This is a genomic window from Methylobacterium sp. NPDC080182, from assembly GCF_050281105.1.
GTDB lineage: Bacteria > Pseudomonadota > Alphaproteobacteria > Rhizobiales > Beijerinckiaceae > Methylobacterium.
In genome coordinates this window covers 274,967-286,150 of sequence record NZ_JBNNWO010000007.1, presented here as the reverse complement: position 1 = coordinate 286,150, position 11,184 = coordinate 274,967, and the positions used below count along the sequence as shown (strand labels likewise).

At 71.3% G+C, this 11,184-nt stretch carries 12 protein-coding genes and 1 rRNA gene; 4 read left to right on the top strand and 9 right to left on the bottom strand.

Annotated elements, in window-relative coordinates:
- Both ACQKQD_RS14950 and ACQKQD_RS14945 read right to left on the bottom strand, forming a co-directional pair.
- A 16S ribosomal RNA gene (locus ACQKQD_RS14950) occupies nucleotides 1–168 on the bottom strand; the annotation flags it as partial.
- Between the two features lie 471 nt (nucleotides 169–639).
- Nucleotides 640–1,161, bottom strand: coding sequence for a DUF2244 domain-containing protein (locus tag ACQKQD_RS14945; RefSeq protein WP_020092482.1), 522 nt, complete (start codon nucleotides 1,159–1,161; stop codon nucleotides 640–642).
- Nucleotides 1,162–1,388: 227 nt separating this feature from the next.
- Here ACQKQD_RS14945 and nth point away from each other — a divergent pair, with 227 nt between their 5' ends.
- On the top strand, nucleotides 1,389–2,069 hold the full coding sequence (gene nth / locus ACQKQD_RS14940) for an endonuclease III (RefSeq protein WP_427508735.1): 681 nt from the start codon (nucleotides 1,389–1,391) through the stop codon (nucleotides 2,067–2,069).
- A gap of 241 nt (nucleotides 2,070–2,310) precedes the next feature.
- The gene (gene purC, locus ACQKQD_RS14935; RefSeq protein WP_427508725.1) at nucleotides 2,311–3,105 is read left to right on the top strand and encodes a phosphoribosylaminoimidazolesuccinocarboxamide synthase; all 795 of its coding nucleotides are present in this window, start codon (nucleotides 2,311–2,313) and stop codon (nucleotides 3,103–3,105) included.
- A gap of 6 nt (nucleotides 3,106–3,111) precedes the next feature.
- Here purC and ACQKQD_RS14930 read toward each other — a convergent pair whose 3' ends face one another.
- Genes ACQKQD_RS14930 through ACQKQD_RS14915 form a run of 4 tightly spaced genes read right to left on the bottom strand, consistent with a single transcriptional unit; the run spans nucleotide 3,112 to nucleotide 8,012 of the window.
- The gene (locus ACQKQD_RS14930) at nucleotides 3,112–4,746 is read right to left on the bottom strand and encodes a glycosyltransferase (RefSeq protein WP_427508724.1); all 1,635 of its coding nucleotides are present in this window, start codon (nucleotides 4,744–4,746) and stop codon (nucleotides 3,112–3,114) included.
- Nucleotides 4,743–6,866 (bottom strand): glycosyltransferase family 2 protein, encoded by a 2,124-nt coding sequence (locus ACQKQD_RS14925; protein ID WP_427508723.1) that lies wholly within the window; start codon nucleotides 6,864–6,866, stop codon nucleotides 4,743–4,745. Before ACQKQD_RS14925 ends, ACQKQD_RS14930 begins: the two co-directional genes overlap by 4 nt.
- Entirely contained in the window at nucleotides 6,778–7,455 is a 678-nt protein-coding gene (locus ACQKQD_RS14920) for a hypothetical protein (protein WP_427508722.1), read from the bottom strand. Before ACQKQD_RS14920 ends, ACQKQD_RS14925 begins: the two co-directional genes overlap by 89 nt.
- A 23-nt stretch (nucleotides 7,456–7,478) precedes the next feature.
- Nucleotides 7,479–8,012 carry an invasion associated locus B family protein gene (locus ACQKQD_RS14915; RefSeq protein ID WP_012320430.1) on the bottom strand — a complete coding sequence of 178 codons (534 nt, stop codon included), beginning with the start codon at nucleotides 8,010–8,012 and terminating at the stop codon, nucleotides 7,479–7,481.
- Nucleotides 8,013–8,198: 186 nt separating this feature from the next.
- Between ACQKQD_RS14915 and ACQKQD_RS14910 the strand changes: the two genes are divergently transcribed.
- Nucleotides 8,199–8,573 carry a hypothetical protein gene (locus tag ACQKQD_RS14910; protein ID WP_103984981.1) on the top strand — a complete coding sequence of 125 codons (375 nt, stop codon included), beginning with the start codon at nucleotides 8,199–8,201 and terminating at the stop codon, nucleotides 8,571–8,573.
- 29 nt (nucleotides 8,574–8,602) lie between these two features.
- On the opposite strand, the gene ACQKQD_RS14905 is transcribed toward ACQKQD_RS14910, so the two are convergent.
- From ACQKQD_RS14905 to ACQKQD_RS14895, 3 genes are all read right to left on the bottom strand, one after another.
- Complete coding sequence (locus tag ACQKQD_RS14905; protein WP_042669677.1) at nucleotides 8,603–9,337, bottom strand: M48 family metallopeptidase; 735 nt, start codon at nucleotides 9,335–9,337, stop codon at nucleotides 8,603–8,605.
- Nucleotides 9,338–9,403: 66 nt separating this feature from the next.
- A complete protein-coding gene (locus tag ACQKQD_RS14900; RefSeq protein ID WP_042669679.1) occupies nucleotides 9,404–9,955 on the bottom strand; it encodes an A24 family peptidase in 552 nt (183 codons plus the stop codon).
- 207 nt (nucleotides 9,956–10,162) lie between these two features.
- Nucleotides 10,163–10,327 carry a Flp family type IVb pilin gene (locus tag ACQKQD_RS14895; protein WP_012320434.1) on the bottom strand — a complete coding sequence of 55 codons (165 nt, stop codon included), beginning with the start codon at nucleotides 10,325–10,327 and terminating at the stop codon, nucleotides 10,163–10,165.
- A 298-nt stretch (nucleotides 10,328–10,625) separates the two neighbouring features.
- On the opposite strand from ACQKQD_RS14895, the gene ACQKQD_RS14890 reads away from it, so the two are divergent.
- A complete protein-coding gene (locus ACQKQD_RS14890) occupies nucleotides 10,626–11,120 on the top strand; it encodes a pilus assembly protein N-terminal domain-containing protein (protein WP_020092492.1) in 495 nt (164 codons plus the stop codon).
- Nucleotides 11,121–11,184 lie beyond the last annotated feature (64 nt).

The window sequence follows — 11,184 nt, the reverse complement described above, 5'->3', positions numbered from 1 at the left end:
GGGCGTATCCGGTATTAGCCCTAGTTTCCCAGGGTTATTCCGAACCAGAAGGCACGTTCCCACGCGTTACTCACCCGTCCGCCGCTGACCCCGAAGGGCCCGCTCGACTTGCATGTGTTAAGCCTGCCGCCAGCGTTCGCTCTGAGCCAGGATCAAACTCTCACGTTGAAGAGATTGATCTGGCCGATCACGTGTATTCTCAGACGGAGCCTCACATCGACCAAGTGCCAGACGCTTCACAGCGCCAAACACCCGTCGGTGAGCTCAGAAAGAAGAACAACAGATCGGCACAAGTCTACTCACGCCAGGTCCTAAGACCCAGCCGCAAGGACAAACGCCGCCCGCGTCTCCCTTCCTCATTCCAACTTGTCAAAGAGCGCCTCGGTCACCCGAGGCTCATCAGAGGCAAACAGAAGACCGCCCGGCAATCCCGCCGGCCAGCCCGCCCGCTTGTCAGAAGATGGCTCAGCGCCCGGTCCACTTCCGCGGCCGGCGCCGATGAGCCGGGGTATAGAGCCCTCGAATTTGCCCGTCAACAGCCCTGTTCCATCTCCGGGCTGTTTTTTCGCACGGCCCGGGCCGATCGCTGCCGCGCGGCCTCCCTGCCCTCGCAGGAGGCCAGAGAGGTCCGAGGTCCGGTCAGTACCCCTTCTTCACCTGCGCGAGCGCCGCGCTGAGCCCCTGGGCGACCCGCGCCCGCTCGTCCGGCCCGGCGTCGCGCGCGACCAGCGCCTGCTGCCGGCGCGAGACCAGGGTCAGGCGCTGGAGGCCGTACTCGTCGTCCTCGACCGTCTCGAGCTTGGTCCAGAGCGGATTGAACCGCCACTCCCGCCGCTCGCCGCGGTGGCTGACCCGGGCGAGCAGGATCTCGATCTGCGAGATCATCACCTCCTCGAAGGAGCGCCCGCGCCGGAAGCTCACCTTCAGCGCCGCGTAGATCGCCAGCATGTCGAGGCCGAAGAAGCCGGCCACGGGCCAGAAGCCCATGCGCCACGCCCAGACCGACACGGCGACCGAGACCGCGCAGCACCCGGTCATGACCACCCGGAAGCCGCGACGGCTCAACGACTGGTGCGGCCGGATCGTCGCGGTGAAGACGGGCCGGTCGATCGTGTCCGGATCGAGCCCGTACGGGTGGACGGAAGGATTGCCGCTCGCCATGCGATCCATATAACGCGCCGATGCCCGCCAGAAAGACTCCCCCGCCCGTGACGGATCGCGCCGGTCGCGCCGCCGCGGGACCGGCCGAGACCGCGTCCGAGACGGTATCCGGGACAGCCCCGACGCAGCGGGGCAAGGGCGGGTCGGGGAGCAAGGCCGAGGGAGCGTCCAAGGCGCCGTCCAAGAGAGCATCCGAGAGCGCCGTCTCCGCGCGGCTCGGGGGTCCGATCGGGCCGGCCGTCACCGCGCAGGTGGACACGGCTCCCGAGGCCGTCGACGCGGCGACCCTCGCCGAGATCTTCCGCCGCTTCCAGGCGGCGGAGCCGGAGCCCAAGGGCGAGCTCCACTACGTCAATCCGTTCACGCTCCTCGTCGCGGTGGTGCTCTCGGCCCAGGCGACCGACCGCGGCGTCAACCTCGCCACCGGCCCACTCTTCGCGGTCGCCGACACGCCCGAGAAGATGCTGGCGCTCGGCGAGGACCGGGTCCGCGACTTCGTGCGCACGATCGGGCTGTTCAACACCAAGGCGAAGAACGTCGTCGCCCTCTCGCGCATCCTCGTGGAAACGCACGGCGGCGCGGTCCCGGCGAGCCTGGAGGCCCTGCAGGTCCTGCCCGGGGTCGGTGCCAAGACCGCGAGCGTGGTGCTCAACATCGCCTTCGGGGTTCCGCGGATCGCCGTCGACACCCACATCTTCAGGGTCTCGAACCGGATCCCGCTCTTCATCGGCGCGACGACCGACAAGGTCCAGGCCGGGCTCGAGGCGATCGTGCCGGATGCCTACCGACTCCACGCCCATCACTGGCTGATTCTCCACGGACGCTACACCTGCAAGGCGCGCAAGCCCGAATGCCCGCGCTGCCTCATCGCCGACCTCTGCCGCTACCCGTCCAAGACGATCGATTGACGACCGCACGACGACCGCGAGACGCGCGCGCGACGGGTCGCGGAGGTCGTCCCGGGCACGTCCCGACCGGCCTCCGCAATCCCGCCCTGCGGGCTAACGCGTTGTGCTGGAAGCCCGCTTCCGCTAGTTTGGCGGCCGGTCGCCGGGGCCCTCGGGCAGAGGCCGTCCGGCGGCCCGACCTCGCGTCCGGTCGCCGCGCCGCGGATTCCTCCCCATCGTCGCGCATCAGGAGCCTCGGCCCATGGACTTCCTCAAACCACGGTACACGCCTATGAATCGCCGCCGTCGCATCTACGAGGGCAAGGCGAAGGTCCTCTACGAGGGGCCGGAGCCCGGCACGCTCATCCAGCACTTCAAGGATGACGCGACGGCCTTCAACGCGAAGAAGCACGAGGTCATCGACGGCAAGGGTGTGCTGAACAACCGGATCTCGGAGTTCGTCTTCCAGCACCTCAACGACATCGGCGTGCCGACGCACTTCATCCGCCGGTTGAACATGCGCGAGCAGCTGATCCGCGAAGTCGAGATCATCCCCCTCGAGGTCGTGGTGCGCAACGTCGCGGCCGGGTCGCTGGCGACGCGCCTCGGCCTGGAGGAAGGCACGCAGCTGCCGCGCTCGATCATCGAGTTCTACTACAAGAACGACACGCTGAACGATCCGATGGTCTCCGAGGAGCACATCACCGCCTTCGGCTGGGCGACGCCCCAGGAGATCGACGACATCATGGCGCTGGCGATCCGCGTCAACGACTTCCTGTCGGGTCTCTTCCTCGGCGTCGGCATCCGGCTGGTCGATTTCAAGATGGAGACCGGCCGCCTCTGGGAAGGCGACATGATGCGCATCGTCGTCGCCGACGAGATCTCCCCGGATTCCTGCCGGCTCTGGGACATCAAGTCCTCCGACAAGCTCGACAAGGACCGGTTCCGCAAGGATCTCGGCGGCCTGATCGAGGCCTATACCGAGGTCGCCAAGCGGCTCGGCATCATGTCGGAGAACGAGAAGGTCCAGGGCGGCGGCCCGCGCCTCGTGCAGTAGGCCCGGTCAGGCGCCCGGACGGCGCAGGGGCGCCGGTCCGGCCTCGGGAAACCCCGCGCGCAGCCGCGCGTGGGTCGAGAGTTCCGGGTCGAAGCCCGGGTGATAATGGGGGTCCTGCACCAGCAGCGACCCCCATCGCGTTCTCAGCGCCGCGATCTCGCGCGCGTGGCGGGCCCGGGCCTCTCGGGTCCAGCGGCGGCTCGCCGCCTCGCGGTGATGGAGGACCGCCCCGGGGACCAGGAGCGTGCGGTAGCCGGCCGCGTTCAGGCGCAGGCAGAGATCGACGTCGTTGTAGTCGACCGCGAAGACCGCCTCGTCGAAGCCGCCGACCGCGCGGAACTTCGCCGCCTCGACGGCCAGGCACGCGGCGGTCACCGCCGACACCGTGTGGGTGACGCGCAGGGCCCCGAGGTAGCCGGGGGCATCGCCGGGAAAGTGCCGGTGCCCGTGGGTGACGAGGCCGCCGGTGCCGAGCACGATGCCGCCGTGCTGGATCCGGCCCTCGCCGTCGAGGAGCTTGGCACCGACCGCCCCCACATCCGGACGGAGGGCCTCCCGGGCCATGCGGGACAGCCAGTCGGGCCGGAAGGCCTCGACGTCGTTGTTGACGAAGACCAGCAGCCTGCCGCGGGCGCGGGCCGCGGCGGCGTTGTTCATCGCGGCGAAGTTGAACGGCCCGGGCCAGGGGACGACGTGCCCCCTCCCCTCCCCCTCCAGCGCCCGCAGGTAGGCCAGCGTCTCGGGCTCGCGACTGTCATTGTCGCAGACGATGATCTCGGTCGACGGCCAGTCGGTGCAGCCTCGGAGGCTCTCGAGGCAGGGGCGCAGGAGATCCAGGCGGTCGCGGGTCGGCACGATGAGGCTCGCCAGGGGCCGCTCGTCCGGCAGGGGATGCTCGACCTGCACGAGACCGTCGAGCCCGACGGCCACGCCAACGCCCTCCCGCCCTGTCCGGTCGAGGTGATCGCGCACCAGCGCGTGGTGGGGGACGCGCCCGGTTTCGCCGCCCCGCGTCGCGGTCGAGGCGCCGCGCCGGACCGACAGGATCTCCGGCAGGTGGCCGATGGCGCCGGGACCGAAGCGCTCCGCGATGCGGAACGCGGCCTCGGCGGGACTGCCGGGATCGTCGCCGGGCTCGAGGGCGCCGCGTCGGCAGGCCAGCACGGGTCCGAGATAATCGAGGGCCGCGAGCCGGTCGGCGTCGAAGACCGGCGGCAGAAGCGGCAGCACCGCGCCGCCGGGTCTCTCCTGCACCAAGGCGTCGCCGTACAGCGCCTGCAGGTCGGGCTCGCGCGCGAACGCGGCGGCGATGCGGCCGGGCGCACCGGCGACGAGGACCCCGTCGCCGATCAGGCGGATCGCGTCTGCCGGACCGGCCGGCGCGGGGGGGAAGCCGTCGAGGATCCCGGGCGGCAGGGCGAGCCGATGGTCGATCCCGATCAGGGCGGCGAGCGCCTGCCGGGCGCGCAGGCGCTTACCCGTCACGCGCGCGAGCAGGATCGCGGCCGCCGCCCGGGGATGCGCGAGGAGCTGGCGCGTCGCGCCCACCAGCGCGCGCCAGGAGCGGCGCGACGGTCCGAGATACGTCGCGGCATCGTGGCCCGACGCGCCGTCCGATGCGCCGTCCGACCGCGGCGTCATTCCAGATCCTCGCCGAACGTCGTGACCGACAGGGCGGGGTGGTAGAACGGATCGTGCCGGATCACGGCCCGCCAGCGCTCGGAGAAGCGGGCGGCCTCCTGCTCGAAGCGGGTGCGCTTGGCCCCGACGGACGGACCGCGGCTGACGGATTCGAGATGGGCCAGTGTCGCGGCCGGCGTCCAGACCGTCTTCCAGCCGGCGGCGCCGAGGCGGAGGCAGAAATCGACGTCGTTGAAATCGACCGGGAATGCCTCGGCGTCGAAGCCGCCCACCGCCAGATACTTCTCCCGCGCGACGGCGAGGCAGGCGGCCGTCACCGCCGAGACCTCGTGCGCCACCCGCAGCTGGCCGAGATGGCCGGGCGTGTCACCGGGCCGGCGGCGCAGGATGTGGCCGGCCCGGCCGCCGAGGCCGACGACGACGCCGGCATGCTGCAGCGTGCCGTCGCCGTAGAGAAGCTTCGCCCCGACGGCGCCGACCTCCGGCCGGCACGCCTGCCGGACCATGGCCTCGAGCCAGCTCGGCTCCAGCACGGCGACGTCGTTGTTCAGCAGGACGACGATCGTCCCGGACGCCGCGGCGACGCCGGCGTTGACCATCGCGGCGAAGTTGAAGGGCTGCGGGTCCATGAGGATCCGGACGCGCGGATCGCCGCGCAGGGTCGCGTAGTGGTCGAGCACCGCTGGATCGGTGGAGCCGTTGTCGACGATGATCAGCTCGATCGCCGCGTAGGCTGTCTCGTGGAGCACCCCGCGGCAGACGCGGGTGATCAGGTCGAGGCGGTCGCGCGACGGGATGACGACGCTCACCAGCGGCACCGGATCCGGCAGGGGCCACGCGAGGCGAACGGCACCGTCGTGGATCCCGGCGCGGAACAGCGGCTGTCGGGACCGGTGCGCGTCCAGGGCCGCGGCCCGGGCCGACGGGTCGAGACCGTCTCCGGCGCTGCGGGCGAGGATCCGCGGGACATGCGCCACCCGCGCGGCGGTGGTCATCGCCGCGATCGCGATGGCCGGCGCGAGCGCGGCCATCGGGCCGACCGGGCGCGCCATGGCCGCGGCCAGCCACGCCCGCGACAGGAGCAGGGGAAACCCGGGATAGCCGGTCGCCAGGGCGAGGTCCGGGCTCCAGTCCGGCTTCAGTTGCGGGCGACCGTCGGGGCCGACCGCGTCGCCGTAGGCGATGTCCGCTCCCGACAGGGCCTGGGCCAGCAGCGCCAGGGCCTCCGGGTCCGGGACGTCGCCGGGGCGCAGCAGGCACAGGGCGTCCGCCTCGCCGGAAAGTTCGTCGAAGCCGGAAGCCGCATTCCAGGTTCGATGCGACAGCGGCCCGTCGACCGATGCGGGCGGCGTCCCCGCCCACGCGACCTGGATCGACTCGGGGCGGTGCGTCTGCGCGTTCAGCGCGTCGCGCGTGGCCGACAGCGCCGCCGCGTCCTCGGCTCGCGCGAGAACGACGCAGCGGATCCGCAGGGCGGAGGGCGCGACGCGGGCGGGCCGGGTCCGGGCGGCGGCCCAGGCCGGGAACCGGGCCATCGGGGTCACCGCGCAGGCGCCGCGCAGGATGTCGCGGTAGCGCCGTTCCGAGCCGCGGGCGCGCTCGTAGAGGGCGGAGACGCAGCGCCAGGGCCTGCGCAGGAGGCACTGCGCGAGCACCTCGACCTCGCGCCGGGCGCCGACCCGCTCGAGGGCGAAGTCCGCACCGGCAGAGAGACGGATCTCCCGGGTATCGGAGGGGATCAGCCCGAGCCAGTGGGCGAGCCCCTGCGCGGCTCCCGGCAGGAGGAAGTCCTGGACCGTCTCGTCAGGCCCTCGCAGGACGCGGAGGATCGGGCGCCGGGGCGCATTCGTCGGATCGCCGGCATAGCTCAGCACGATCCAGCCGGCGGGATGGTCCGGGAGCACGAGGCGGCGATCGAAGACGGGATCGTCCGTGGATTCCAGCCGGAACCGGGTCTTCCGGCCGAGCCAGAGCCTGTCGCGGCCGGTCCGGGCAATCAGCGGGGTCGGATCGCCGAGGCGCGCCGCGGCGTCACTGGGCAGCGTCGCCTCCGCCGGGTGGCGCCGCGGCGACAGCCGGTTTGCGGCGGCGCGGTTTCGCGGCGGGCTTGCCGCCCGCACCCTTGCCGGTCCCGACACCCACCGCGATGTCGTAATCGGCTGTCATGGCGGCCGGAACCTGCAGCTCGTCGGCCACGACCGTGGCGAAGCCCTGCGCCTCTCCGGGCCCGACGATCACGCTGGCCCGCTCGGTGCGGCTCGAGACGGTCTTGCCGTCGTGGCGGATCTGGAACGTCACCGGCACATCGAACCGGCCCGGCGCGCCCGCCGGCCCGAGCAGGACGTTGATCTCGGCGCCCACCTTGACGGTGATCGAGCCGTCCTGACGCCGCGTGCATTCGCGGGCGAGACGGCCGAGGGAGAACTGGGTGCGCACCGTGTCGCCCGCGAGCGTGCGCGAGGCGGCCCCGCCCTCGGCGACCTCGACCGTCGGGCAATAGGCCGGATCGAGGGCTTCGGGCTGCGACGGCGGGACCGTCGTGCCGCCGTACTTGAACAGGTTGGAGAAGATGTTGCCCTCCTCGGCCCGGCCCGGGGCCGGGGCGGCGAGCGACGCGGCGAGCACAAAGCCGCCGAGCCGGAGAGCGACGGTCCGGCGCCGGGCCATGTCCGGGGACCGCGTGAGGCTCCTGTTCCGATGTCCGATCATCGCACGGCTCCCGAACCGCACCGTCATTTCAGGCTGTCGAACCCGGCCGCGAAGCCCTTCATCGACAGCGGGATGCCGACGCCCTCCTCGGGCGTCTGGAACACGATGAAGGTGGCCTGCGTGCCGTTCTTGAACTGGCGGATCAGCCCGTCATCCATCACGACCTCGGCCACGCACCCGGTGGTGAGGCAGCGGACGAAGCCGGCGCGGCCGATATCCGTCTGGTCGATCTTCAGGCCGAGTCCGGAAGGCAGGAGAACGCCCAGCGGCGCCACCACCCGCAGCAGGTAACCGCGATTGTCGGCGGTCTTGAGGACGATGACCACGAGGGTCAGGTTGGGCCTGTCCTCGGCGGCGAGATACTGGACGAGGGCGCACTGCTCGGCCTTCGCGCCGGCCGGCGTCTCGCAGCGCAGCTGCCAATCGTCGAAGGTCTTGCGCACCATGCCCTGAGCCGCGGCCGGCCCGGCGGGCGCCAGTGCCGCCGCGACGAGGGCGAGGAGAACCGGCAGCGCGGCGCGCCGGAAACGAACGAGCCTCGCGTGAAGCGGCACCACCGATCCCTTCGGAACGCTCCGGCCGAGGACCGGCGGGAGCCGTACAATCGGGCGTGTTCCGACCATGGTCCGCCCCGCGCTGTCAAGCGATGCGGGCGCGGTGTTGCGCGTCGGCGCTACCCGTAACGGTTTCAGCGGCCTAGATTGTGTTCGAACACTCCTCCAGCGCCGGATTTTGACGCCGTGATGCGCCCGCTCACTCTCTCGGCCGCCTGCCTGGTGGCCACCCTCGCGCAGGCGGGAGCCCAGTCCCTGCCGGTCGGAGAGACCACCTACATCGAACGCTCGCTGAACCACTCGGACACGCTGGTGATCGAGCATCCGCCCGTGGCGGCGAACCCGTACGGCCGCCGCAACGGTCAGGCGGCCATCGCCGGCTACTGCAGGGACGGCGGCCTGGTCCGCCGCCGGGACGAGTTCGGCAACCCGGTGATCATCCGCCAGCGGGAGATCTGCGACAGTGTCGCGCCGCGCACCCTCAGCCCCGGGCAGGTCGATCCCCGCCTGAGCTGGCCGGCGGATGCCGTGGCGCGCCAGCGGGTGCTCCGCGTCAAGGGCTGAGGCGGGGCTGATGCGGGTCTGAGGTCGGCTCAGCCGTAGCGATGCAGGCCGGTGCCGTGGCGCTTTAGCCACGCTTCGGCAGCGTCGGTGTTCGGGCAGAGCGCCTGCACCAGCGCCCAGAAGCGCGGAGAGTGGTTCATCTCGCGCAGATGCGCCATCTCGTGGGCGACCAGATAGTCGAGCACCATCGGCGGCGCGAGGATCAGGCGCCACGAGAAGTTCAGCTCGCCGCGGGCCGTGCAGGATCCCCAGCGACTGCGGGTATCGCGCAGCGTGACCCGGACCGGCCGCTGCCCGAGCCGCGCCGCGTAGCGCTCGATCGCTTCGGTCAGGTCGCGCTTGGCCTCGCGGGCCAGGAAGTCGCGGACCCGGCGCGCCACGTGGGCGGCATCGCACGACACCGACAGCACCGCCTCCCCCTCGACGGACTCGATGCGGACGGGACCGCTCCGGGTGCCGCGCTGGCTGATCCGGTGGGGCTCCCCGCGGAGCGGCAGGCTGGCTCCGAGCTCGAAGAGCACGCGGGTCGGCACGCGCGCCAGGCGCGCGGCGATCCACTCCGCGTGGCTCGCCGCGAAGCGCTGCGCCGTGTTGATGGCGGTGCGGCTCGGCAGGGTGATCACGGCCTCGCCGGTGGCGGCCGACACGCGGAGCGTGATGCGGCGCGCGGTCGGCCGCCGACGGAGGGCGATGCGGAGGCTGGCCCCCTCGTGCTGGACCTCAAGATGATCGGGATCGGGGCGACGCAGCAGCGCGAGGGGCATGCGCGACTTCTAGCTGGGCCGGGCCCGGGGCTCCAGATCCCGCGTCTCTGAATCGCCGCGGCGGCCTCAGCTGGCGAGGGCCCGGGTCCAGACGTCGGTCTCGGGGAGGACGAGGAGCGCGGCGGCGGCCAGCGCGATCCCGTACGGGATCCCGGTCTTGGCGTCGTGCAGGTGCAGGGCGAACGGCATGCGCGCGATCCGGCCGGGCAGCGGGTGCGTCCGCGCGAACAGGATCGCCAGGGTCAGGGCGCCGCCGAACACCGAGGCCACAAGGAGGTAGTCGCCGAGGCCGTCGAAGCCGAGCCACAGGGCGGTGGCGGCCGCGAGCTTCGCGTCGCCGCCGCCGATGACGCCGAAGGCGAACAGCGTGAACGTGACGAGCAGGACGACCGCACCGGCGGCGCAGTGGAAGCCTATCTCGGTCCAGCTCATCGAGCTCGTCAGGGCCAGCAGCGCGAACCCGGCCACGAGGGCGAGGGAGATCCGGTTCGGGATCAGCATGGTGAGCAGGTCGCTGGCGGCCGCGTAGGCCATCAGGAAGGGAAACAGGATCAGGAGACCGAAACCGGCCGGGCCCAGACCCGCCAGTCCCAGACTTGCCGTCGCTGAACCGACCATCTCGGCGCCCATCTCGTCGCAGCCTGTCGCGTCACACAATACGGTCCGCCCCGGCGGAGTGCCGGCCGGTCCGGACCTCGGATGTGCCGGGCGGCGAGCGCCGCCGCGAACAACGGCGATCCCGGCAGGCCGGGAACCCCCGCCTCTCTCCGGGTTGCGAGGAGAGGCGGGATGTCTCGAACCTGCCGCAGATCGGACGGGTCTCGATCAGTTCAGGTTGCCGGAGATCTGGCTGAACTTGCTGGTCAGGCTGGTGCCGACCGTCTTCAGGGCGGTGATGATGGCCACGGCGATGAGGGCCGCGATCATGCCGTACTCGATCGCGGTGGCGCCGGACTCGTCCGAAGCAAAACGCGTGAACAGGGTCTTCATAGAGGGTGATCCTTCGATCAACACAGAGCGAGATAAAACTTGCGCGATGCCCGATGAAGAATTTTCAGGTCTCGATCGGCGGCCTGCACAGACTGCCGATTACGCCTTGAAAATCGGTTAAATCGATCCAGCACCGACCTAAAAGGCTGTCTCGCTGCGAGTTTGGTGAAGGTTGGGTTTCACCGATACGGCACAGTGCCGCGACTTGGTCTTGCTTAGCGCTTCCTTCACGGGTTCCGCGCTAGCCTCGGGCCTCGGGTAGGCTCTCTTCGACCACCCGCCGTCTTGAGGAACCCCGATGCGTCGCACCCTGTCGATCGCGGGCCGCGCCGGCCTCGTCGTCCTGCTGACGGGCGCCGCGGCCGCGGCCGGCCAGCCCGATCTGCTGCCCGTCGTGACCGTTCTCGTCGACAACGCCAAGGTGCTCCGCCTGCCGGAGAAGACGTCGACCGTCATCGTCGGGAACCCGATCATCGCCGAGGTGACGCCGCAGAAGAACGGCGTCCTCGTGCTCACCGGCAAGAGCTTCGGCTCCACCAACCTGATCGCCCTCGACAACGGCGGCGCCATGATCGCCGAGACGACCATCCGGGTCGAGGCGTCGCGGGACTCGACGATCACGGTGCAGCGCGGTCTCGATCGGGAATCCCTGTCGTGCACGCCGGGCTGCCAGCCGTCGGTGCAGCTCGGCGACTCGGCCAGCTACTTCGGTGCCACGAGCGGTCAGGCCGATGCCCGTCGCAAGCTCGCGACCGGCGGCGGCGCGGGCACGGTCCCGGCGGCCGATCACTGACCGGGCCGGGGTTCCATCGCGACATCGGCCGCGGCCTGGGGCAGGATCCCCCGGCCCTCGCCGA